Origin of the sequence: Puia sp. (genome assembly GCF_035546395.1) — a bacterium.
Classification (GTDB): domain Bacteria; phylum Bacteroidota; class Bacteroidia; order Chitinophagales; family Chitinophagaceae; genus Puia.
On the sequence record NZ_DASZXR010000016.1, the window covers coordinates 355,596 to 379,548 of the forward strand.

The window sequence follows — 23,953 nt, forward strand, 5'->3', positions numbered from 1 at the left end:
CCTAAGGCGCAATATCCGGCTGGTTCGGCTCCTTGTTCTCCTCCTTGTCCTTCTTGAATTCGAGTTTCCCGAACTTATACGTGAAGTTCAACCCGAAGGACTGGAACGGAACGCGTCGGAGACTGTTCAGCGTAAAATTGGAGCCCGTGACCTCCGTGGCCTGGTTGACATAGAAGCTGAAAGGATTGGTAGTGGTAAAGGCGATACTGGCCTTCTTATTCCAAAACTGTTTACGGGCGGCGAGATTATAGGTCGTGAAAGACGGATAACGACCCTGGACTTCGTTCCGCGCAGAGTTGAAGTTGCCAAAGAACTCGAGCACAAATGTAGAACTTAGCTGGTACGAGGCATTGAGGTTGATGCGGTAGTTGAAGCTATTGACCGCTTTGCCTCCCAGGGTCCCGGTGGTGATGTATCGGTCGAAGACCGAGACGTTGCTGCGAAGGTTCAGTTTCTTCCCCAGCGGGACCGAGCCATAGATATTGACCCCGGTATTGTTCTCCGCGCCGACGTTCATCGGTCTGCTCACGGATACATCGGTATAGACCGAATCGCCAAGGGTAAAGCTGGGATAATACTGGATAAAAGGCTGGATATCGTGAGAAGACCTCCGATAGAATAGCTCGACATTGATTGCGCTGCCCTTGTCGAAGGATTTACTGTACGAAAGATTGAAGTTGTCCGCGATCTCAGGCTGGAGGAAGGGATTGCCGCCCTGCAGATTCTTGGGGTCGCTGGCGTTGATATAGGGATTCAGCCAGCGGTAGTTAGGCCGCTGGATCCGCCTTGCGTACCCGACCTTCAATAGCTGGTCGTTCTTGAATGTATGCGACAGGAGGATCGTCGGGGCAAAGGTATTGTAACCGGGAATGACCGTATTCGGCGCCTTGGAAAATCCCGCATCGGTCTCGGTGCGTTCGTAACGCAGACCTCCTTTTATATCCAGGTAATTAAACAACGGAAAAGACAAGGAGGCATAGCCGGCATAGACGTGGCGGTTGTACGTAAGAGCGTTGGACTGGCTGCTGTCGTAGGGATAGTCGGCCTTCGCCGGGTCAAAGGTGTAAACGGGCGAGGTACTGGCTATCTGTCGCAACTGCACACGCCCGCCGGTCTCAAGCCGGACCTTGTCGCCAAAAGGCTGTACATAGTCGAGCCGGAAATTCACTTCCCGGTCATGCCCGGCGCTGCTGCCCTGCGATCCGCCAAAGGTGGAATCCCCGTTCGGCTGGCTCTGCGCCTGGCGATAGGAACTGCTGTTATGCCCCTCGCTGCCGTCGACGGAGAGATCGAGCTCCTGGTCTTCCTGGGCAAAGGTTCGTTTATACCGGAGGTTCCAGTCCACGGAGGTGCCCCGGAACTGGCTGGTCGAGCGGACGAGGCTCGGGAGATGGTACCCCGGAGTGTTGGCGCCGGGAAGGAATTTTTGTTCGTCCTGTTGAACGGAACCCTGGTTGTGATTGCCGAAATTGTCATAGCCGATATTGGCGTTGAAGGTGTTCCGTTTGTCGGGCGTCCACTCGAAACCAAGGCCCGATTCGAAGCCGTTGCGGTGAAACCGGCTGCTGCCGTCCTGCGAGAGGACATCCGTGCCCGTCGTGTCGGAAGACCGGCGAGTGGAAGAATTGCGCGTAGTGGAAGGAAGCTGGGCGTTGCCGCTGAAAAACGCGTTCATCCCGAAATTGCCATGTTTGGCGTTGAGGTTGAATGAGCCGTTCTGAAGGCGCGATCCGCCGGTGAGACTGAGGTTGCCGTTGATGCCGTTCAGCTTGTTATCCTTCAGAACGATATTGATGATGCCGCCGGTGCCTTCCGCGTCGTATTTGGCGCCGGGGCTGGTGATCACCTCGATGCTTTTGATCTGGCTGGCGGGAATGGCCTGCAGGGCATCGGCGAGGTTGTTGCCGAAGATGGTCGAAGGCCGGCCGTTGATCAGGAAGAGGATATTGCCGTTGCCCATGATATCGACGTTGCCGTCGACATCGACGGAGACCATGGGCACTTTTTTGAGGACGTCCGTGGCGACGCCGCCGAGGGAAGTGACGTCTTTCTCGACATTGTAGACCATCTTATCGATCTTGTTCTCGACGAGGCCGCGGGGAGCGGTGACGGTAACAGCCTGGAGATCGACGGCTTTCTTGCCGACTCGGATGTCACCCAGTGAGACCGGCTTCTTTTCGACAAGAATGGGCTCGATGGTATGGGGAGCATAGCCGATGATCTCGATAATGAGAGCGTAATTGCCGGGCATGAGGCCATCGAGGGAAAAGGTCCCCTTGTTATTGGTCATGACGCCACCCGCAGCCTTTGGGTCCTTGTGTTTATAGAGGGTGACGGATGCGTAGGGCAAGGGTTGATGGGATACCGAATCGACAATGCGGCCGGTGATGCGAACGCCGCCGCCGCTGTTCTCGGCGCGATCATCTTGTGCGTGGGCAACGGTAACACTGATCAGGGTTAGCAATACCGCGAAGAGTTTATTCATGGTCAAGCCACAAATTTAGCCCGGGTTTCTGAACAAAAACTGATGATCCTGCCAATTGAACCCATATTACAGGGGTTTGATCACATTTTACAGGATGAGAGGTCTTATTATTTTATAATTGGGAAAATTGTTCGTATGATAAAGAACTACTGGCGCATCGCCTGGCGCAATATTGCGCGCAATAAGGTCTATACCTTTATAAATGTCCTTGGGCTGGCCCTGGGCGTCTGCGGGTGCCTCGTGCTTTTCCTCATCACGCGGTATGAGTTTTCGTTCGACCGGGATCATCCGGATGGCGATCGCATTTATCGCATCGTGGGGGACATGCAGCGCGGCCCGAATGAAGGCGGGTTTTTGAACAGTCCCTACGACGACCTGGCCGGCTTCGAGACACAGATCCCCGGTTTTGCCGCCACCGCCGCCATATATGGCTATGATGGAAAGATCGCTATCCCACAGCCGGGTCGGCCGGCGAAGACGGTTGACAACCGCATCCCGGGTGCCTGGACGCATGCCACGGTCTTTACCACGCCGGGCTGGTTCCAGGTGTTCCGGTATGAATGGCTCGCGGGATCCCCGGCGGCACTGGACCGCCCTAATGCGGTGGTGTTGACCGAGAGCCGGGCGCGGCTTTACTTCGGCGATGGACCCGCCGCCCGCATCATCGGCAAGACGGTGATCTATGATGACTCGCTGCCCGTACAGGTGGCAGGGATCGTAAAGGACTGGAAAGGCAACACGGACCTTGGATATACCGACTTCCTTTCGGTAACCACGGCCACCCATAGCTTCTTGCGGAGCCTGATACCTGCGGCCGACTGGAGCAGCCTTCAGCCGCACCGGAGCATGGCCTTCGTAAAGCTATTACCGGGAGTGCGGCCGGAAGAAGTGAATGCGCGGTTTGCCGCCTATATCCGCCATCATGTAACATTCCGCCGGCCGGGTACGAAGCTGACCATGTACTTACAGCCCTTGACGGCAATCCATTTCACACCCGATTTCCACCGGGGGGACGACGGCGACAGCTGGCGCAAAGCCTATCTGCCGACCTTGTATGCGATGATGGCCGTCGCCGTGTTCATCCTGCTGATCGCGGCGGTGAATTTTATCAACTTGTCGACTGCCCAATCGATGAGCCGGGCAAAGGAAGTAGGCGTCCGGCGGGTGATGGGAGGACGTCGATGGAACATCCGCTGGCAGTTCGGCGTGGAGACCGTCATCGTAGTGCTGGTTTCGGTGCTGATCGCGATCTTGCTGGTGAACCCGGTGCTCGCATTGTTCAGCGACTATGTCCCGGAGGGTATTCAATTTCACGTGCTGAGCCTGCCGACGCTCGGCTTCCTGGCGGGAATGACGATGTTGACGACCGCCCTGGCTGGAGCCTACCCTGCCTGGGTTTTATCCGCCTACAACCCGATAAAAAGTCTGAAGGGAAATGCCACGGAGGCGGGAAAAGGCGGGCTACGCCGGGGACTGATCGTATTCCAGTTCGTCATCTCCCTTGTCTTTATCATCGGATCGCTGGTGATCGGCAAGCAGATGGCCTTCATGACGCATGCGGACAAAGGATTCAATACCGACAGGGTCCTCACGCTGACAGACTGGAACGACCCGGCCGCAAAGCTTCAGGTGTTCGCCAATACCCTGAAGGATATCCCCGGAGTGGAGAAGGTGCTGATGCAGGGAACGCCGCCAATGGGGTTTGCGCAAAATATGGATATATTCTCCCTTTTGCCGACAGGCAATGAATTGCTCGAGGTGAGTGCGCATATGGGCAACGAGGACTATATCCCCTTTTATGGGATGCGGCTGGTCGCGGGCCGGAACATGCTGCCCGGCGATAGCCTGCGCGAATTGGTGGTCAACGCCACGATGACGCAGCGGATGGGCTGCCGCAAGCCGGCGGATGCTGTCGGTCGGATGCTGTACACCCCCGCGCCGCCAGGTGGCGTGGGAAAAGGTTACCCGGTAGTGGGAGTCGTTGCCGATTTTCACGTGTCGAGTTTTCACGAACCGATCCCGCCGGTGGTGATCGAGAACATCGCGGACCGGAAACAAAATATCGCCATACGGCTGACTCCCGGTGAAAAGAGCCTGCCGGCCGTGAAGGCGGTGATGGACCAACTCGAGGCCCGTTGGAAACAGCAGTTTCCCGACCGGCCCTTCCGGTCGGCCTTTCTTACCGAATCCATTTCATGGCTTTTCGACCAGGAACGAAAGACGGCCTGGCTCGTCAATATGGCCATGGGCGTGACGGTGTTCATCTCCTGTATGGGTCTGTTCGGACTTGGACTTTTTACCGTCCGGCGACGGACTAAGGAGATCAGTATCCGCAAGGTGCTTGGGGCGAGTGTGCGCCGGATTGTCGCCATGCTAAGCCGGGATTTTGCCCTGCTGGTGGGAGTCGCATTTATTATCGCTACGCCGCTGGCCTGGCTTTTTTCTCATCGGTGGTTGGAAGATTTCCAGTACCGGACGCCACTCAGCTGGTACATCTTCGGCGCTGCAGGGGCGGCGGCGCTGGCCCTGGCCCTATTGACGGTGGGGTTGCAGGCGGTCCGGGCAGCAACGGCAAACCCGGTAGCCGCTTTGCGCAGCGAGTAGGTCGGTTCGCGCAGGGAGTAGGCCGGTTCGCAGTCCGAGCAGGTCGGTTCGCGGTGCGAGCAGGCCGCCTCGCGGCAACCGCAAGGTTCCTTCAGTATGTCTACAGGATCAGGACCCATATTCGATGTTTGACCCATGATGGACATCGACCTGAAAACCATAGAAGAAACCATCGCCGCACATGTGACCCAAACCTACGAGGCTGTGGATGTTCCCCATTATCCCTATCATAACCTCGATCATACCCTCGGTGTGGTAACCCATTGCCGCGAGATCGCCGCCTATTATTCCCTCTCCAAACGCGACGCCTTCGTGCTCGTAGCCGCCGCCTGGTTCCACGATATCGGGCATTTGTTCGGCGCCATCGAAGGCCATGAAGAGCGTGGCGTCGTCGTGATGAAGCAATACCTAAGTCATGTTCCGGTGGAGCTGACCACGCCCATCGCCACCTGTATCCTCGCGACCCGGCTCCCACCCCACCCCCAGACACTGATGGAACAGGCGATCTGCGATGCCGATACCTATCACCTGGGCACGGTGCAGTTCCGGCAGACCGATCCGCTGGTGCGAAAGGAGATCGAACTGCGGAAAGGATCGGCGATAGCCGACTGGAGCAGCCGGACGCTGGCGATGCTAAAGCGACATGAGTTCTTCACAGACTATTGTCAAACATTGCTGGCAAGAGGGAAGCAGGAGAATATTGCCTGGGTGGAGGCGCAGTTGCGTTCGCGCTGAGCTTGCCGGACGGCAAAAAAAACCCCGGAGCGACCAGGCTTCGGCGCCGTATATTTACGGTAATGAAAACCATTTTGGCCATCCCCGGTAGCACCCGTTCCCATTCTACCAATCATGGATTGATCAGGGCCATTGCAACCCTGGTGAGCGATCGGTTGACAATCGAAACCTACGACGGCATCGGCCGCTTGCCGCATTTTGATCCGGGGCTTACCGACGCGGGCACTCCACCGGAGGTGCTTGCCTTTCGCGGCATGCTGTCCGCGGCCGATGGAGTGCTCATCTGCACCCCCGAATATGCACACGGCGTGCCCGGATCGCTGAAGAATGCCATCGACTGGACCGTCGGTTCCGGGGAATTCTCGCAAAAACCGACGGTGCTGATCACCGCGTCGACCGATGGTCGCTTTGGTCATGCAGCCCTCCTTGAGACGCTTCGCGTGATCGAAGCCCGAAATATCGGGCAATTGAACCTCCTCATCCCCTTTGTACGCACAAAGGTGAGCGGAGACGGAAAGATCACGGACTCCGCGACCCTGGAAGCGGTGAAGACAATGATGAACCTGTTGATCCAAACGATAAACGATGCTTCAAAATAGAGTCGACCCCTTTGGCAATCTCATCCGGACCCCGGCGCGCGGCCACTGGCTCGGGAACCGGGGATTGCTACATAACGACCACCGCGAGATCGTACGCCCCTTCCGGTTGAAGGCGTGGATCACCTGTCTGCTGTCGTTCAAGGGGCGGAGGCGGGTGGTGATGTCGCCGGGCCTTTGGACGGAACTGTTCTTTTTTGACGAGGCAACGGCCTTTGCCGCGGGACACCGGCCCTGCTTCGAATGCCGGCGACAGGATGCGGTCCGGTTCAAACAGGCCTGGATCCGCGGGAACCCTGCCTATGGTTTCAACGACAAGACGCCGATCGCGGCCATCGATGCGGTGCTGCACGCCGAGCGGGTCTCTCCTTCCGGCATCAAGATTACTTTTACACAAGAGCTTTCGGCGCTGCCGGACGGGACCTTCGTCGAATTCAACAGTGACGCCTGGCTGCTATCGGGGGGCCTTGCCTACCGCTGGTCGCCGGCGGGATATCGGCCAGGGGTGGCGCCCCATTCGGGGCCGGTCACAGTGCTCACGCCCTCATCGACAGTCAATGCCTTCCGGTCCGGGTATGTACCCGAAGTACGTTTGCCATAACGCCGGTTGTAATACATCAGGAACCCGGTAATCGGCAGAGAGGCAGCGACGAGCGCAGCCAGGAGATAGAGTATCCGGCCAAAGATACCGGGGAAACCGAGCTTCCCCGTATGGAGGTTGTAGTTGCTGCGGGCCACTTTATCGTAAGCGGTATAGCTGGTATAGAGATCGGCTTTCAGGAGGGTCCCATCCCAGGGGCTGAAGTAAAAGGTGTTTTGGCGCCGCAGAACGTTGAAAGGATAACGCATGACGATTCGAATGGGCGTCTTTTCTGTGGCGGGAGTGACAAAAGTTTCGGCGGCGCCGGGATAGGTAGTTTGCGCGTAGGCGTAGGCCTGGTCAATTGTAAATTGCCTTTTTGCCTTATCGGCGGGTTTACGAACAACGAGAGCATCCTCCTTTTCCGGAATAGGACTATGAGTGACGAAGGAAACCAACTGCTTCGTCGCGTCGAATGCCATGAACAGGCCGGTAAAGGAGATGACCAACAGGATGGGCAGCGCATAGAACCCAAGGACCCGGTGAAGATCGAAATTGAGCCGTTTGGCGTTGCCGCCGGCAGCGCCGATGACAACGGCCTTCTTCACGAACCGCCACTTCTTCGGCCACCAGAGAACGAGGCCGCTGAGCAGGATAAAGAAGAAGAACAATGTATTGAAATGAACGATCGCTTTCCCCACAGACCCTAAGAGCAGCTCGGTATGGAGGTTTCGGACCACCGTAAAGAACTCCCGGTTCAGCGGCACGCTTCCGATGATCCTGGACCTGTAGGGATCCATAAAGACATACCGCTCCTTTGTAAAAAAGACAAAGGCCGCATCGGGGTTCTCTTTGAAGCGGATGCTGTTGATCTTTACTTTCGGATAATAAACGGCAAAAGTGTCCACCAGCCGCGCGATCGGGAGCCGTTCGGCGCCGGGATTTGCGATGTGATAATAGTCATGCCATAGCCGGTCGCGGCCTTCTTCTTCGAAGGTGAGGACCGATCCCGTGAGGGCGACGATGACGATAAGGACCCCGGAGACAAGGCCGGGCCAGCGATGGAGAGTGCGGATGGCGGGTTTGTTGATCATCATCAGAATCTAAAGGTTATATCGGCTATTACATTCATCGGGTCCTGGGGTGCGAGCCGGAAGGACCAATATTTTTCATTGGTCAGATCTGGGCGCTTTGCTGCAGAGTGCTGTCGGTCTTACCGATCAGTTGCGTCACATATCCGCGGGTGGCGGAATAGGTCCGGGTGTAGTTGGTCTGCGAACGCCAATCGGGCGACAACCGGTAATTGATCTGCCCAAAGACGTTCAGCTGCTGGGTGGTGTAAGCAAGGGTGTTGTTGGTAAAAGACCGTTTGTAATCGATGCCGAGGGCCTTGACGTTGGTGATGTTTCCCGTTGCCGCCGGCGCGAACCGGGTAGGAGACGTGGCGGTGAACATCGTGGCCTCGACATCGAGGAGGAAGGAGAGCCGGTCGTTGGCTTTGTAGATGAAACTGGGGGCCAGCATGACGTTGCGCGAAAAGCCCGCATCCTGGAAGCTCTGCCTGGCGCCGATCGCACCGTTGATTCGCAGCAGGCTGGTCTTACCCTCGTCCAGCGGCTTATTCCAATCGATGGTGAGCCGGTTGAGGTCGAACGAGCCGGCGGAGTAGCCGATCTCGGTGCGAGCAGCCTCGATAGGCCGTTTGGTGACCCGGTTGAAGAGTCCGCCAAAAGAGATCATGGTGCTGTTGAAGAGCGTTCCGGAAGGGCCTTTTATCGCCTCTACCCTTTCCAGGTTCGCCGGGTCGATATTGGTATAGACAAATCCCGAAACGCTGTTGCGGATCAGGTTGTCGGTCTGGAAACCACGGGAGAGCATGCTCGTCCGTCCCTGGTTGTACAGGATGGGAACGCCGGTGCCGGGAATGTTCTTGAAGATGTCGGCGTAGCCGGCGACAAGCTGTTCAGCCATGATCTCTTTGGTGACAATGGTATAGACCTGCGGATTCTCGAGGTTCCTGAGGGGCAGGCGGGCGACGTCTTCGGTCTCCTTTTTATTGAACTTGTTATAGCCGCTGATGATCGTAATGTCGTCGAGGCGCCGGAAGGAGTCGGTTGGTCGTCCGGCCGTGTCTTTTGGGGGTTGAGCCATGGCGTATTTGATCAGTATGGTTACAGCGATGAGTAGGTGCAGTCTTTTCATTTCACCTGCAAGGTACCTATGGCGTATGACGGTGCCCCCCGCTATCGGGAAGATCGTTTACGAAAGCGGGAAATGTGCGCGAAGCGGTTCAATGCATTAAACGGAGGGCGCTCTCGGCCAGGAAACTCGAACCGTATTTTATACAATCCTCGTTGAACGTAACCTTGGGATGATGCAGGAAGTAGCGGTCGTTTTGATCCGTCTTTGCCCCGAGGAAGTAGAATTGCCCCGGGATGGCGCGGGAATAGAAGGAGAAGTCCTCGCCTACGAGATAGGCCAGGCCCTCGGTGAGGTTGGCGTCGCCGAATATCCGTTGATGGACGGGAGCAAGCTTTTTGTGGATCGTCTCATCATTCAGCAGGCTCGGATAGTAGGCGCTGAAATCGAGTTCGATGGTGCAACCGTATTCGGCTTCGAGCTGCCGGTGCAGGGCGTTCAGACGGCCGATGATATCGTTGTAATCGGCGATGCGATTGGCCCGCAGCGATCCCTGCAGCAGCACCTGGTTGGGAATGACGTTGAAGCTGGGGTTGGTTTCGGTGGAGACATAAGTGATGGCCATCACCGAAACGGGAACCTCGGGCTGCGGACCCACAAGCGCATGGGCGGCGGTGATGAGTCTGGCGGCAATGGCGATCGGATCGATGACCTCTTTCATAAAACCGGGATGGCCCCCTTTGCCGGTGATGCGGATGCTGAAATTCCCGACGTTGGCGAGGGCTTCTCCATTGCGATAGGACAGCGTGCCGACCGGCAACAGGGGATCGACGTGCAGTCCCAGGACGGCATCCCCTTTCAATTGCCCGCTCTCCATGATCAGCTGCGCGCCGGATTTGCCCGGTTCTGGACTGCGCATGGGTCCCTCTTCAGCGGGTTGGAAGACGAATTTGACAGTGCCGTTGAATTCTTTTGTATGGAGCAGATGTGCGGCGCCGAGGAGCATCGTGGTGTGGATATCGTGACCGCAGGCGTGCATGACCCCGTCCCGTTTTGACGGGAATGCGACGCCGGAGTCTTCCGTGATGGGCAGGGCGTCCATGTCGGCCCGGAGAATAATGGTTGGACCATCCCCTTTTTCGAGGGTCCCGATCACGCCGGTGAGGGCTATGCGTTGGTGGGGGATCGCCAGCCCGGTCAGCTGCTGCTCGACGAATTCGGCTGTTTTGAACTCGGTGAAGCTGAGTTCGGGGTGCTGGTGCAGATGACGGCGGATAGAGACGAGCTGCTCGAATAGTGAGGTATCCATGGAGCAATTTAAAAAATATTAGTCTACTATTTTTGTGGACTAATATTTTCACCCTAATATTGCAGTACGGTCGTGTGGCCGAGTGGCCAGGCACGGGTCTGCAAAACCTTTTACGGCGGTTCGAATCCGCCCGCGACCTCAGAGTTACACATCTTTCATATGGCAAGCAATCGTTAGACGAGGGTGCATTTCTATGCGCCCTCTTTTTTTGCTTGTTGCCGGCGCCTGTCTCCGGGGGACCTTTGTGGCAAGAACCTGTTTGTTCGTATCTTTCCATTTATGTCCATTACCTTTTCCCGGGATAATTTTCAATCGCTTTGCGACACACTTTCCGAAAAGGACGCCGACCTGGCGCGGATCATCGGCGCGCATGGCTATCCGCCGATGTGGAACCGGCCCAATACATTCGAAACGCTGGTGCACATCATCCTGGAGCAGCAGGTGTCGCTGGCTTCGGCATTGGCGGCGTTGAACAAACTGAAGGAGATGGTGGGTGAGGTGACGCCGGAGGCGGGGCTGGCGTTGAGCGACGAGGAATGGCGGGCCTGCTATTTCAGCCGCCAGAAGATGGCCTATGTAAAACACCTGGCGGCAGAGTTGATCAGCGGGGACTTGGATCTTTTGACGCTGGAAGCCCTTCCCGATAACGAGGTGCGGGCCCGGCTGACTGCCCTGAAGGGCATCGGCAACTGGACGGTGGATGTCTACCTCATCTTCGTGCTGCAGCGGGCCGACATCTTTCCGCTGGGCGACCTGGCAGCGGTGAATGCGCTGAAGCGGCTGAAGAGTTTTGCGCGGGAGACGCATCGGGATCAATTGTTGCCGGTGATCGACCGGTGGAAGCCGTACCGGACCATCGCGGCGATGTTGCTGTGGCATTTTTACCTGTCATCGCCCGTACGGAAGGGCGGCGGCCCGGTCTGAAAGGGCTGTCGTATATTCGATAAAATATTTTGCAGATGGGAGCAACGAAATGGTTCGACCGGTCATTCGACCTCAGCTTCGGCGCCGAACGGTATAAGGCCATCTACGACCAGCTTGCCGGCGCGCCGGAGCGCCTGCAGCAGGCCGTCAGAGGAGTCCGGGAAGAGACGTTGGTGGACAAGCCCGAGGGCAAGTGGTCCATCAAGGAGCAGGCCGGCCACTTGTTCATCATGGAGCCTTTATGGCGCACGCGATTCCTGGATATCCTCGAGCAGAAACTGGCATTGACGGTCGCGGACCTGAACAATACCGCCACGTCGGAGGCGGGGTTCAACGCGGAACCCATCGACGAACTGCTGGCGCGCTTTGTCGCGGAACGCCGGCAAACGATTGAGCTGCTCGACCGCATCGACGCGCTGGATATGCAACGAACGAGCCTGCATCCCCGGCTGAAACAGCCCATGCGGGTGATCGACCTGGCGTATTTCGTGGCCGAGCATGATGAGCATCATCTTGCCATCGTGAAACAGCTATGTCAATGAGAGTTTCGAAAGTATTGCTTATCTTGCCAATATGTATAACGAAATTCGAGATTCATTTCCTTCTTTTGAAAGTGCACTCCTGAAAAGCATCGAAGCCAACGCCGTCGTCAAAAGATTGCCAGAGGGCGAAAAGATCGTCAAAACCGGGCAATATTTTAAGTCCATATTGCTGATTGTTGAAGGGCTGATAAAGGTGTATCGCGAGGACGAAGAAGGCAATGAATATTTTATGTACTACCTGGAGCCGGGCCAGGGTTGCGTTTTCTCGATGATTCATACAGGCCGTCCCGAAAAAAGTGGAGTTATGGGCAAGGTTGTAAAGGATACTACTATTGTAGCGCTGCCGCCTGAAAACCTTAACCCCTGGATGCAACAATATAAAACCTGGTACGAATTTGTGATCCAATCCTATAGAAAGGACTTTGAAAAATTACTCGCAACGTTCGACCATACGGCATTCCGAAACATGGATGCTAAATTGCTTCATTACCTGCGACGCGAACGGGAAATTCATAAAAAGAATTTGCTTCTCATCAACAAAGCCGAAATAGCAAGGGAGTTGAATACCTCCCGCGAGGTCATCTCAAGACTAATGAGGAAACTTGCCGAAAGGGGCATGATCAAGATGCTGAAAAAGCAATTTATAGAGATCATCAACCTGGATATGTGATAGGTTTCATTTCCCTTTTTCTTCTCTGACGATTACGCGACCGTGACTTTTGTCACGGTCGCCGCAAGCGGCGCAAGGGTATTTTTGCGCCTCAATTGAGAAGCATGAAGAAAAAGAGATTACTACCGCTATGTATTGTTTTTTTTATTAGCCATGCATCGAGATCGCAGGATTCCAGCCGGCATCTAAGTCTGCAGGAAGCCATCTCCGCCTCTGCTTTAAACAACGACGAGACTAAGTTGTCGCAACTGGATGAACAGATTGCCAGAGCGAAATTTCGCCGGACCGATGCAATATTTCTACCCCAGGTGGAGGTGTCGTATGCGGCAGTCGCAACGGATAACTCATTGAATGCGTTCGGATTCAAGTTGCAACAACGGTTAATCGACGCCGCGGACTTCAATCCAAAGCTGCTGAATAACCCTTCGCCGGCAACCGATTTTTCCGCGAAGATCGAGTTCCTGCAACCGCTCGTGAACCTTGACAGGATCAATGAGCGAAAGGCCGCCGGAAAACAGATCGAAATGTATCGGTTCATCTCCCGACGGACTGCGGAATATCTTTCCTTTGAATCGGAAAAGGCCTATTTGCAATTACAAATGCTATATGATGTGGACAAAGTCTTACAGGAAGCGCATGCCACATCAAAAGCAATCTATCAAACTTCCAAGCATTACTTCGAACAGGGCCTGATACAGAGATCGGACTTGTTGAACGCGGAGCTGCATGTAACGAGTGCGGAGACCCAATTGAACAATTCCCGCTCCAACATCCGTGATGCGTCCGACCATCTCAGCATACTGATGGGTAAACCGATAGGAACGGTTTACACAACCGATCCCATCAAGCAGGAATTGGCGCCGCCCATCAATAGCCTGAAAATTACCGACGACCGCCCGGATTTCAGGGCATTGGAAAAAGGGATAGAAGCGTATGACAAAATGATAAGTTCCGCTAAAAACAGCTATCTGCCCAGGTTGAACGCCTTTGGATCATTTCAACAGAATGACAAGGCCTTTTTGAGTTTCAATTCCAACTCTTATATCATCGGCATAAATTTATCCTGGAAGCTTTTCAACGGGAACGGCACAAAAAATATGATCGCGCAACAAAGCCTCGAAAAAGACAAACTGGCCAGGCAATTAGACAAGGCAAAAACTGAGGCGGAGGCGCAGCTCGCTCATGCCAAACGTCAATTGTCGGATGCCGTTTTCTCTCTCCGGCAGCAACAAATGGGAATTGCCCAGGCATCGGAAGCGCTTCGCGTTTTGCAAAACCGATACGCGCAGGGATTGGTGACGACAAATGATGTACTTATGGCGCATACGCAGCTTTCGCAACAGCAACTTTCAGCGGTGGAAGCGGTGTTTAATTATAATCTGGCAACCGTCTACTTACGATTCTTGACTACAAAAACATATTAACTCCATTTTCAAATTGATCAATATGCTTACAGGAAAATTATGGGCTCCGGCTCTCTTCATTGCGACTGCGGCCCTCACCTCTTGTTCGGGTGGAAAAGGGCAAACGAGCGAAATCGGCGAAAAACCCGTACCCGTCACGGTGGCAACAGCCGCCTTCGGTGGACGGGATCAAATCCTGGCCAGTGGACACATAGAGGCGGTAGTGACGACCAATATAAGCACAAGGGTGATGGGTCGTATCACCAGTATTAATGTGAAAGTGGGAGACAAAGTCAGGGAGGGCGAATTACTAGCCACCATTGGCGATGAGGATATCCGGGCTAAAAACGCCCAAACATTGGCCATGATCGACGAAGCGCAGGCAGCCTACGAAACCGCACAGAAGGATTATGTCCGTTTCAGCAAATTATACCAACAACAAAGCGCAACTGCCAAAGAGGCAGACATGGCGGCGCTGCAATTGAATTCCGCCAAAGCGCGCCTCGATGCAGCCAAACAAATGTCCAGCGAAGTAAAGGCCTCTCTTTCCTATGCCCGTTTGACAGCGCCATTTTCGGGCGTCGTAACGCAGAAAATGGCCGAGGTGGGAAGCATCGCCAACCCCGGATCGCCAATCCTTACGGTCGAGAAGACCGGCGTTCTGCAGGTATCTGCAACTGTTTCGGAATCCGATATCAGCAACGTTCATCTGGACGATTCCGCTACCGTACAGGTCGAATCGACCGGAAAGACCTTCCCTGGAAAGGTCATCCAGCTCAATCCCTCCTCCCAATTCACCGGCGGACAATATACCGTCAAGATCAGTATTCCGGGCTACGCCGAAACAGGACTCTATGCAGGAATGTATGTCAACGTCCGGATTCAACGGAAAACAATGCATCCATCCGAAGACGGGGTGGTTTTAGTCCCGCTGACGTCTCTTGTGAGCCGTGACGACCTTACCGGCCTTTACACCGTCAGCGCGCAAAACACCGCCTCGCTTAGATGGCTTCGACTGGGAAGAACCTATGGCGATAAAGTAGAAGTCATTTCCGGCCTTGCCAAAGATGAGAAATTCATCCGTTCGGCGGAGGGCAGGTTATTCAATGGAACACCGGTAGTATTGAAAGAAAGTACCCCATGAGGTCCAGCCAACCAAAATAATTGAATTACTCAAACAAGTTTATGAAACAAGGATTGTCCGGAAAAATAGCGCAGGCATTTATCAGTTCAAAGCTGACCATCCTGCTGATGATTGCCTTTTTGGTCATCGGAGGATTCAGCACTGTGCTGATTCCAAAGGAAGAAGAGCCTCAGATAGATGTTCCGGTAGCAGATATATTTGTTGGTTTCCCGGGCGCTGAACCGAAGGAGGTAGAAACAAAATTGACCGCCCCGTTGGAAAAGATCGTCTCAAATGTGAAAGGGGTCGAACATGTGTATTCAACTTCCATGCAGGGACGCGCCATGCTGATCGTACAGTTTTATGTAGGGCAGGATGTCGAGCGATCCATGGTGAAGCTGTATGACGAGCTGTTGAAAAATATGGATAAGATGCCGCTTGGAGTTACGATGCCTCTGATAAAGGCCCGTGCCATCGATGACGTGCCCGTTCTTGGATTGACGCTCTGGAGCGATAAGCATAGCGATTATGAATTGAAACAGTTGGGTGAAGCGCTGACCACCGAAATTAAGAAGATCAACGACGTAGCCTCGATCAATATCATCGGTGGACGGAGTCGCGAGGTGAAAGTGGTGCTGGATAAGACAAAAATGGCGGAAAATCATCTCGATTTCCTGGCGGTGGCTAACCATCTGCAGGCAAATAACAGTCAACTGCTTTCTGGGACGCTATTAAAGAATGATACTGCTTTTTCGGTGGAAACCGGGAATTTCTTAACTACCGCCGAAGACGTCGCGAATGTCATTGTCGGTACAAACGGCGGTCAGCCGGTCTACCTCAGGCAGTTAGGCAAAGTATCGGAAGGGCTTGAAACGCCCGACCAGTACGTGCAATTCGGATACGGCAAGGCCGATCCGGCATTACAGAAGAAGTTTGGCGCAACATACCCTGCCATTACGATAACCATCGCCAAAAAGAAGGGCGCAGACGCCATGCAGCTTTCCGATGAGATCCTCGCCAAAATCGATCATCTCAAAAAGCACCTTTTGCCTTCGGACCTTCAGGTGACGGTTACCCGCAACTATGGGGAAACCGCATCGGAAAAGGTATCGGGGTTATTGTTCCATCTATTCATTTCTATTGTAGCCGTAACCTTGTTTGTTATGCTGGCGATGGGGTGGAGGGGCGGTCTGGTCGTATTTCTTTCTGTCCCGGTGACATTTGCATTGACCTTGTTTGCCTATTACCTGATGCACTATACGCTGAACCGTATCACCCTTTTTGCACTGGTGTTCATCACCGGGATCGTGGTGGACGATTCCATCATCATCGCGGAAAACATGCACCGGCATTTTATGGCAAGGCGCCTGTCCTTTAAAGACGCGGCAATTTTTGCCATCAATGAAGTCGGTAACCCGACCATTCTTGCAACGTTCACGGTTATAGCCGCAGTATTACCAATGGCTTTCGTAACGGGGCTAATGGGACCATACATGGGACCAATGCCCGTCGGCGCCTCAATTGCCATGTTGTGCTCCCTGCTGGTGGCGCTGACGTTGACGCCATATCTTGGATGCATCTTCCTCCGAAAAAAGGGAATGCACGAGGTTGCAAAACCGGTGGAGCAAACCAGGACCTTTAGGCTATACCGTTCGTTAATTGGTCCCCTGCTGGAAAAACGGTGGAAGCGCTGGGTTTTTATGCTGGGCACCGTGGTTGCCTTATTGGCTTCAATGGCAATGTTTTATACAAAGGCTGTGGTAATGAAGATGCTTCCATTCGACAATAAGAACGAATTTCAGGTCGTCGTCGACATGCCCGAAGGAACCACGCTGGAGAAAACGCTGGCGGCGGCAAAAGAAATAGCTGCTTATGTTTCCGATGAACCGATGGTGCGGAATTACCAGGTTTACGCAGGAACCGCGGCGCCCATCAGCTTCAATGGTTTGATCCGTCATTACGATATACGTAGAGGTGACAATGTTGCCGATGTCCAGGTGAATCTAACGGATAAGAAAGACAGACGAGAACAAAGCCATGCAATCGTCAAAAGAATGAGGGATGCTGTCCAATCCATTGCCCGGAAGTACAATGCCAACGCAAAACTGGTTGAACTTCCGCCCGGTCCTCCGGTACTGTCCACCTTGGTGGCGGAGGTTTACGGTCCTGACTATACTGGACAGTTGGATGTCGCTCAGAAGGTAAAACGGCTTTTCCACGCAACGAAAGACGTGGTGGATATCGACTGGTACGTGGAAGACGATCAGAGCGAATATCATTTTGAGATAAACAAAGACAAGGCGATGCGCTACGGCGTTTCACCCGGTCAGATTGTAGCCAACTTGAATGCGGCCATGTCGGGCGAGGTGGCGGGAACACTGCACCAGCCCGCTTCATTCAGCCAGGAGAATATCAAGTTACAGTTGAGCGATGCCGCCAAGTCAAATCTTGAAGAGCTCAGGAGTCTGAAGGTAGTCGGTCAACAGGGAAATACGATATCGGTGGGCGACCTGGTAACGGTTACCAGAAGAGTAAAGGAAAAGAGTATCTACCGAAAAGATCAAAAACGGGTCGTATATGTCACCGCCGACATGGCCGGGCAGTCGGAGAGCCCTATTTACGCTATCACGCAAATCTCAGACAGCATAAAGAAGATGCAACTTCCAGCGGGCTATACAATCAGCGAGGAATACACCCACCAGCCAGGCAATGAAGACAATTATACAGTGAAATGGGACGGAGAATGGCAGATCACGTTTGATGCATTTCGTGACCTGGGGATCGCCTTTGGCGTTGCGGTATTTTTCATCTATTTGCTTATTGTAGGATGGTTCCAGAATTTCGTAACGCCGTTGATAATGCTCGCTGCCATTCCACTGTCCCTTATCGGAATTGTATTTGGCCACTGGATCCTGGGCGCATATTTTACGGCTCCTTCCCTGGTCGGCTTTATTGCGCTGGCAGGCGTAATGGTCAGAAATTCGATCTTACTCGTTGATTTCCTGAACATGCGATTGGAAGAAGGGCTTTCGCTAAAGGAGGCGATCGTAGAAGCAGGGGCGGTAAGAACCACGCCTATCTTATTGACGGCAGGCGCGGTTGTGTTGGGTTCGGTGATCATTTTGTTTGATCCCATTTTCCAGGGACTGGCCATTTCGCTGATGGGAGGAACGATCACGTCCACGTTCCTGACATTGCTGGTAGTTCCGCTGCTCTGCTTCCGGCTGTTAACCCGTTCCAATAAGCTCAAACTAAGGCAAGTAGAATAGCCCCGGCAAAAGCCGGGACCAGGGCGCCGGAAGAATGACCGGCTTTGGCCAGGTAGCTTATTTCAGTACGACAAGGAGGCTCCCCCGCAGGTGCACCGTACTCCGATATTTCCTGGGTCGGAGTATGAAGGGGGCAGCCTCCTTGTCAATTACATCATTGGTCGGCGCGGGGACATCCCGACTTCATTCGTTCGACCGATCCGCAAACATGTCGGTGCACAGAGCACACGGACTCCGTCTGTTGGGACGTCGGCAGGTGTTCAAAGCGGTCCTGCTATAGCCCGATTATTCTGGAGGCTTCCTTGATCAGTTGCATTGAGTTACTTACTTCCAGCTTGGCCAGCAGGCGCCGGCGATGCGTCTCAACTGTGTTTATGCTGATGTTGCGCTTGTCGGCGATCATCTTCGTCGAAAAACCGTCTCCGATAAGGCGCAGTATCTCCTTCTCACGATTCGTCAATCTGGGCGTTTTGGGGGAAATGGTTGAGGACGCAACTTTGTTGGCCAGCGCAAAATCCAGCAGTCGGGTGCACGACCTGTTGTCTTCAAACCACTTCCTAAGGTAGGCATCTGTAAGCTGTGCGGGGCCTATTCGTTCGAACTTCCCCACGATCTTATCGATGCCCTTCTCACCAAAAGAGATGAAATATTTGGTATCCCGTATCCATATCCATTCCCCGTCGGCATGCTGTATCCGGTATTCCAGCACCATAGGTATGGGGTTTCTTTCATCGTACCCGTACTCCGCCAGCATCGTATGCGACTTCAGGATGACTTTTTCGGCGCCGACCTCCGGGGCGGCGACAGTCGATGTTCCGATCACTTTTACAGGGCCGGGAGCACTCGAAGATGTGGTTGCGACGGCGGCTCCTGCATGGATGTCCAATCTCCAGGCGCCTGTGGGTAATCCCGGAGGGCTGCCGGCCGGTGCGGTATATCCCAGCAGCCAGGCCATCCTCGATGGCGTACGGCTTTGTTCGACGGATGATCTGGTTTGTCTTGTCTTGTCCAACAACTTTCAGGATTTTTCCGCGACAAAAAACAACGCGGGCGTAAAGTTGAACTGGAACATGACACAACCAGCCGCGCATTGTGACTTCGATGTCCAATTCAGCCGCGACGGCTATACGTGGCAGAGCCTCGATACGATCGGGGTCTCCGCAGATTACAATGGTCCCGGCAGCTTCACTTATGATTACAAGAACCCGCCAATGGCATCGGCTATTACCGAATCAAAATGACATCCGATTACGACAGCAAGCCTGTCTACAGCGACGTAAAAACTGTGACGTTCGAATCAGTGCACACTATCACCGTTTTGCCCATCCCGGCAAGGGATAATATATGTATAACTGATGACACCGGGGACCCAATGACGGCTGTCTCGCTCTTCAACCCGTCGGGGGTGCTCCTACGGCAATTCTCCGATGTTGGCAGCGGAAGCCGCATCGATATCGGCAACTATCCTCCAGGGATATACTTTTTAAGAATTACCGATAAAAGTGGGAATTCGACGATCAAAAAAGTCATCAAAACGAAATAAGAATTTTTACCCTCGCCTCTATAACACATGCCTGGCGCCTTTTCTTTCGGTGTCCAGGCATTTTTTTGAGCGGCAATTATGGTTAGAGACAAAGGGCGATTTCTTTTTTGGGGCATAGGTTCCCCATTTTGCAGGATGCGCTCTGCTTAAAGCAAGGGAATGAGCCAATGGAACGCTTTTTGGATTAGAAAGTCCAAAAAGCCATTATGATCAAATCCTCCATACCGCTTCAATTTTCCCATCTGGGCATCGCCTACGCCGGCTGGGCCGAGCCGTCCAAAGAACGCCATGAGGACGGCCTTCCCAAAAGCTATGCGGTAGTATTGAACGGAACCTTCTTCGGCAATTTTTTCTGCGACCGCGGCAAATGGATCATCGATCGGCACCGTCCCTATGAACTCGTCCTGGCAGCCGGCGAACGCCTCAGCGATTGGCTGATCGCGGCGATGCGGGCTTTTGCCTAACTTTACCCAAAAAAGTATATGATAGCATTTCTGGGCATGGGCTTGCTGGGGTCCAATTTTGTCAGGGCCATGATCAATAAAGGGGAAAAAGTGCAGGTATGGAACCGGACGCCTGCAAAGGCGACGGCATTGGAACAATATGGCGCGAAAGCGTTTGGCGCGGTAGCGGATGCGGTAAAAGGCGCGGATACCATCCATCTCACCCTAAAAGATGACGCCTCGGTCGACGAGGTGCTGGCGATGGCTGAACCCGGCCTGAAGGCGGGTGCGACGATCATCGATCATACCACCACTTCGGCGCAGGGCGCGATCGATCGGACAAAGGCCTGGGCAAAGAAAGGATTTACCTATGTGCATGCCCCGGTATTCATGGGCCCGCCCAACGCCCTGGAGAGCACGGGGACGATGCTGGTGTCGGGCGACCCGGCCGTCGTAGCGCGGGTAGAGCCTGCCCTGGCCAAGATGACGGGCAAGGTGCTGAATTTCGGGCCGGAGACCGGAAAAGCGGCCTCGATGAAGCTGCTCGGCAACCTGTTCCTGATCACCCTTACCGGCGGCCTCGCGGACACGCTTGCCTTCGCAAAAAGCACCGATGTGACGATGGACGAAGTCTATAAATTATTCGAGACCTGGAATCCCGCAGGCATGGTGCCGGCACGGCTGAAACGGATGACCTCGGGCAGTTACAACAGCCCTTCCTGGGAGTTGAGCATGGCGAGAAAAGACGCACGACTGATGATCGAGGCGGCCGACAAAGGAAGTCTGACCATCATTCCGGCAATTGCCGGGAAGATGGACGAATATATTGCGCAGGGGCATGGAGGTGATGACTGGACGGTCATCGCCAAAGACTCGGTGCCCAAATAAGATTATGGAAAGGGGCCGGCGGAGCGTCTTAGCGGAAAGCAATACTTATGGCACAACTCGATGTCTCCGCCGGCGGCCATAAAAAAGGCCGTGGGGTCCGGAAGGGGATGATCCAACCAACATGCAGGAAAGTGATTTCCACGGGATCCGAACGGTGCTGCTGGATAAAAAAAGAAGGACCGACAGCACATTCTTTCAAGTCATCCTGAAACCTTCAAAGGACGCTTCCTACAAGAACGCGGTGTCGATCCTCGATGAAATGAAGATCGATGCGATCCACCACTATGCGCTGGTGGATATCGATCCTAGTGAGTATACATTGCTTCGGCAACAACCGGGGCAGCGGTAGTTACGGCCGCTGCGTGTTCGTTACCGGCGAGGGTTGCGGTGCCGCGGTAGCGATACCGCTGGAACAGCATGAAAGCGATCACGCCGAGCAGCACGAAGACGAGGTAGGCGACCGCCAGGGCCGGCTGATTCCTGATCGAGAACACATTTACGCTGCCATAACTGAAGATGGAGGTGATGACAAAGAGAGTCCCGCCGGTAAGACCGCTCACGATACCGCCATGACCATGGAAACGGCCGAGGGCATAGGAGAACAGGTTATTGAAGATAAAGCCCGCACCGACGTTCAGCAACATCACAAAGACGAGCAGGGTATAGATATTCGACAGGTAAAGGGTCGACACGGCGATCATGCCCGCGGCCACGAGCATCTGCACGCCCATGGCGACAGGGACCTTCCTGTCCAGCGGTTTGTGGATAATGGATTTGGAGATGATACCGCCGGCCATCAGGGCCACGCCGGAGAGCAGGGAACTGTAGCCGGTGATGATGGGGCTATAGTGATAGATATGCTCGATAATGAACGGCGAGGTCATGCCATAGATCATGAGCAGGCTGTAGCTGAGGCCGATGATGGCCAGCGCCATGCCGTAGTCTTTCGTCCGAAGCATACTGCCATAGGTGTTAAGGATGGCGGCAGGCCGGAAAGGACTGAACCGTTTCAGCGATTCGCCGCCGAAGACCAGGTCGAGAGCCAGCACAGTAAGCGTATAAAAACCCAGGAAGTAAAAGCTGCCATGCCAGCCGAAGGCCGTCTGTAAATAACCTCCGACGAATGGAGCGACGATCGGCGCCGTGGCCCAGACGATCGAGAAGAGGCTGGTGTAGTTCTTTAATTTTTCACCATCGAAAGTATCCAGGAAATAAGCACGTTTGGACACGACGATGATGGCGACCGTGATCCCGTGAACCGCCCGCATCGCGAACAATACAGCGATGCTATCGGTGTTGGCGATCACAAAGCTGGCAAGGGAGAAGAGCAGCAGGGCGCCGATGGTGATCCTGTAGCGGCCAAAGCTATCGAGGATACTTCCCACGAACAGTTGGCTCAGGCCCGCGCTGATCAGGAACACCAGCAGGCTGCTTTGGATGGCGCCGGCGCTGACATGCAGATCGGCCGCCATGGAAGGGAGAGAAGGGAGATAAACATCCGTAGCCAGTCCGGTCAGTGGGATAAGCGCGAACGATAAGACGGTTGCGATCCCACGGTTCTTTTCTTTTATCAGTCTCATTATCTTAATTTTTAATTTAATTATTCGATAAAGCGAAATATATCGATTGGTTATTCGAAAAAAAAGGTCACGCCTTTTGGAAGCATTTGAGATACTCGACATAGTCCGCAAAAGCTTCGTCATTGATACGGTACTTGGTGCATCGGCCCTCCTTTTCGGACTGAAGAAGATCGACGTCGACCAATTGTTTCAGGTGATGGGATACGGTAGACTGGGCGAGGTTAAAGCTTTCCGTGATCGCCGTACACTGGGTCCAATCGGCGTTCTGCCGGATGTACTCCAACATCTTGATGCGATACGGGTCGCCGAGGGCTTTACACATGCGCTCCAATCGTTTGGTATCTAGTTTTGAATTCACGCAGCAAATGTATCGACAAACTTCGATATGACAACGTCATTTATCCGACATTTTATTTTGCATTGATTATCAGATTAATAGCATTAACCACCGACGTTCGGTCAGGGATTCTTATCGGGTCCCTGGGCGGGCTTCGCGGGAGGTGAGGCCGGTAGTTTGTAGGCGATGCCGGCGTCGCGGGCATAATCCTCCAGCGGCTCGAGGCCGATAGCAGCGCGGCGCCGGTCGACATTGGGTTCGTCTTCGATGGGCGCGATAATATATTTATTGGTCTTCTTATTCAGCTGGAATTGAGTGCCATAGGTTTGTTTTCTGCCTTCTTCGAGGGCTACCCGATCTTCCAGGTAGGCGAGTTCGTTGGCATGGGCCCTACCCTGCGCGACGGCGGTGCGCATCATGGGCAGGTATTTTTTCTGGACATCGGGATCAGCGTGCTGGATGACGACCCAGAGAGTAGTGCTGCCCGAGGGTCCGATGCTATCGGTGCCGATCCATCCATAGGTGTCGAGGATATGGGTGACGATGCCCAGATCGATCGAGTCCCGGATAGACATGCCTTCATAGAGGCTGTCTACCTGGTGGGAGTTCCAGCCATATTTTTTTGCCATTCCCTCCAGGGGCAGCCGGTATTGTTGGTCGGCCTTGAAGACGATCTCCAACTGCGCCCGGAGGGTATCCATAAGCGTGTGTTGGCCCTGTGCGAAAAGAATGACCGGTAAGAATATAAACGGCAGGAGAAGAATTTTTCTCATGGAGGTTCTT

Annotated in this window: 22 protein-coding genes, 1 tRNA gene and 1 pseudogene; 16 read left to right on the forward strand and 8 right to left on the reverse strand. The window is 54.1% G+C overall.

Annotation, left to right across the window (positions count from 1 at the left end; all coding sequences use genetic code 11):
• Position 1: 1 nt before the first annotated feature.
• On the reverse strand, positions 2-2,485 hold the full coding sequence (locus VHE34_RS22635; RefSeq protein WP_325592160.1) for a TonB-dependent receptor domain-containing protein: 2,484 nt from the start codon (positions 2,483-2,485) through the stop codon (positions 2-4).
• A 135-nt stretch (positions 2,486-2,620) separates the two neighbouring features.
• On the opposite strand from VHE34_RS22635, the gene VHE34_RS22640 reads away from it, so the two are divergent.
• The 4 genes from VHE34_RS22640 (at position 2,621) to VHE34_RS22655 (ending at position 7,021) form a co-directional block, all read left to right on the forward strand.
• Positions 2,621-5,089 (forward strand): ABC transporter permease, encoded by a 2,469-nt coding sequence (locus VHE34_RS22640; protein ID WP_325592163.1) that lies wholly within the window; start codon positions 2,621-2,623, stop codon positions 5,087-5,089.
• A 135-nt stretch (positions 5,090-5,224) separates the two neighbouring features.
• The gene (locus VHE34_RS22645) at positions 5,225-5,824 is read left to right on the forward strand and encodes an HD domain-containing protein (protein ID WP_325592165.1); all 600 of its coding nucleotides are present in this window, start codon (positions 5,225-5,227) and stop codon (positions 5,822-5,824) included.
• Between the two features lie 62 nt (positions 5,825-5,886).
• Positions 5,887-6,423: an NADPH-dependent FMN reductase gene (locus VHE34_RS22650; protein ID WP_325592167.1), complete on the forward strand. Its 537-nt coding sequence runs from the start codon at positions 5,887-5,889 to the stop codon at positions 6,421-6,423.
• Positions 6,410-7,021: a hypothetical protein gene (locus VHE34_RS22655; protein WP_325592169.1), complete on the forward strand. Its 612-nt coding sequence runs from the start codon at positions 6,410-6,412 to the stop codon at positions 7,019-7,021. Before VHE34_RS22650 ends, VHE34_RS22655 begins: the two co-directional genes overlap by 14 nt.
• Positions 7,022-7,035: 14 nt before the next feature.
• On the opposite strand, the pseudogene VHE34_RS22660 reads toward VHE34_RS22655, so the two are convergent.
• From VHE34_RS22660 to VHE34_RS22670, 3 genes and pseudogenes are all read right to left on the reverse strand, one after another.
• Positions 7,036-8,097: pseudogene (locus tag VHE34_RS22660) on the reverse strand (PepSY-associated TM helix domain-containing protein); the annotation flags it as partial.
• A gap of 79 nt (positions 8,098-8,176) precedes the next feature.
• Positions 8,177-9,202, reverse strand: coding sequence for a TonB-dependent siderophore receptor (locus VHE34_RS22665; protein WP_325592171.1), 1,026 nt, complete (start codon positions 9,200-9,202; stop codon positions 8,177-8,179).
• An 88-nt stretch (positions 9,203-9,290) separates the two neighbouring features.
• Positions 9,291-10,448, reverse strand: coding sequence for a M20 family metallopeptidase (locus tag VHE34_RS22670; protein ID WP_325592173.1), 1,158 nt, complete (start codon positions 10,446-10,448; stop codon positions 9,291-9,293).
• A 68-nt stretch (positions 10,449-10,516) separates the two neighbouring features.
• On the opposite strand from VHE34_RS22670, the gene VHE34_RS22675 reads away from it, so the two are divergent.
• The 7 genes from VHE34_RS22675 to VHE34_RS22705 all read left to right on the forward strand — a co-directional run bounded on the left by VHE34_RS22675 (position 10,517) and on the right by VHE34_RS22705 (position 18,379).
• A tRNA-Cys gene (locus tag VHE34_RS22675) sits at positions 10,517-10,587 on the forward strand.
• Positions 10,588-10,727: 140 nt separating this feature from the next.
• Positions 10,728-11,372, forward strand: a complete 645-nt coding sequence (locus VHE34_RS22680; RefSeq protein ID WP_325592175.1) for a DNA-3-methyladenine glycosylase 2 family protein — start codon at positions 10,728-10,730, stop codon at positions 11,370-11,372.
• A 35-nt stretch (positions 11,373-11,407) separates the two neighbouring features.
• Positions 11,408-11,914 (forward strand): DinB family protein, encoded by a 507-nt coding sequence (locus tag VHE34_RS22685; protein ID WP_325592178.1) that lies wholly within the window; start codon positions 11,408-11,410, stop codon positions 11,912-11,914.
• Between the two features lie 31 nt (positions 11,915-11,945).
• Complete coding sequence (locus tag VHE34_RS22690) at positions 11,946-12,584, forward strand: Crp/Fnr family transcriptional regulator (RefSeq protein ID WP_325592179.1); 639 nt, start codon at positions 11,946-11,948, stop codon at positions 12,582-12,584.
• 104 nt (positions 12,585-12,688) lie between these two features.
• Complete coding sequence (locus VHE34_RS22695; protein WP_325592181.1) at positions 12,689-14,008, forward strand: TolC family protein; 1,320 nt, start codon at positions 12,689-12,691, stop codon at positions 14,006-14,008.
• A 22-nt stretch (positions 14,009-14,030) separates the two neighbouring features.
• Positions 14,031-15,131 carry an efflux RND transporter periplasmic adaptor subunit gene (locus VHE34_RS22700; protein ID WP_325592183.1) on the forward strand — a complete coding sequence of 367 codons (1,101 nt, stop codon included), beginning with the start codon at positions 14,031-14,033 and terminating at the stop codon, positions 15,129-15,131.
• A gap of 41 nt (positions 15,132-15,172) precedes the next feature.
• Positions 15,173-18,379 (forward strand): efflux RND transporter permease subunit, encoded by a 3,207-nt coding sequence (locus VHE34_RS22705; protein WP_325592185.1) that lies wholly within the window; start codon positions 15,173-15,175, stop codon positions 18,377-18,379.
• A gap of 274 nt (positions 18,380-18,653) precedes the next feature.
• On the opposite strand, the gene VHE34_RS22710 is transcribed toward VHE34_RS22705, so the two are convergent.
• A complete protein-coding gene (locus VHE34_RS22710; protein WP_325592187.1) occupies positions 18,654-19,391 on the reverse strand; it encodes a LuxR C-terminal-related transcriptional regulator in 738 nt (245 codons plus the stop codon).
• Positions 19,392-19,449: 58 nt separating this feature from the next.
• Here VHE34_RS22710 and VHE34_RS22715 point away from each other — a divergent pair, with 58 nt between their 5' ends.
• The 5 genes from VHE34_RS22715 to VHE34_RS22730 all read left to right on the forward strand — a co-directional run bounded on the left by VHE34_RS22715 (position 19,450) and on the right by VHE34_RS22730 (position 21,602).
• Positions 19,450-19,620, forward strand: a complete 171-nt coding sequence (locus tag VHE34_RS22715; RefSeq protein WP_325592188.1) for a hypothetical protein — start codon at positions 19,450-19,452, stop codon at positions 19,618-19,620.
• On the forward strand, positions 19,617-19,922 hold the full coding sequence (locus tag VHE34_RS31210) for a T9SS type A sorting domain-containing protein (protein WP_414709920.1): 306 nt from the start codon (positions 19,617-19,619) through the stop codon (positions 19,920-19,922). Before VHE34_RS22715 ends, VHE34_RS31210 begins: the two co-directional genes overlap by 4 nt.
• A gap of 206 nt (positions 19,923-20,128) precedes the next feature.
• Positions 20,129-20,386, forward strand: coding sequence for a hypothetical protein (locus VHE34_RS22720; RefSeq protein WP_325592190.1), 258 nt, complete (start codon positions 20,129-20,131; stop codon positions 20,384-20,386).
• An 18-nt stretch (positions 20,387-20,404) separates the two neighbouring features.
• Positions 20,405-21,253: an NAD(P)-dependent oxidoreductase gene (locus VHE34_RS22725; RefSeq protein ID WP_325592192.1), complete on the forward strand. Its 849-nt coding sequence runs from the start codon at positions 20,405-20,407 to the stop codon at positions 21,251-21,253.
• Between the two features lie 121 nt (positions 21,254-21,374).
• Positions 21,375-21,602 (forward strand): hypothetical protein, encoded by a 228-nt coding sequence (locus VHE34_RS22730; RefSeq protein ID WP_325592193.1) that lies wholly within the window; start codon positions 21,375-21,377, stop codon positions 21,600-21,602.
• Here the strand turns inward: VHE34_RS22730 and VHE34_RS22735 are convergent.
• The 3 genes from VHE34_RS22735 to VHE34_RS22745 form a co-directional block, all read right to left on the reverse strand.
• Complete coding sequence (locus tag VHE34_RS22735; protein WP_325592195.1) at positions 21,559-22,833, reverse strand: MFS transporter; 1,275 nt, start codon at positions 22,831-22,833, stop codon at positions 21,559-21,561. The genes VHE34_RS22730 and VHE34_RS22735 overlap by 44 nt on opposite strands.
• 67 nt (positions 22,834-22,900) lie before the next feature.
• A complete protein-coding gene (locus VHE34_RS22740) occupies positions 22,901-23,191 on the reverse strand; it encodes a metalloregulator ArsR/SmtB family transcription factor (RefSeq protein WP_325592197.1) in 291 nt (96 codons plus the stop codon).
• 101 nt (positions 23,192-23,292) lie between these two features.
• Positions 23,293-23,943 (reverse strand): DUF6624 domain-containing protein, encoded by a 651-nt coding sequence (locus tag VHE34_RS22745; RefSeq protein WP_325592199.1) that lies wholly within the window; start codon positions 23,941-23,943, stop codon positions 23,293-23,295.
• Positions 23,944-23,953: the final 10 nt, after the last annotated feature.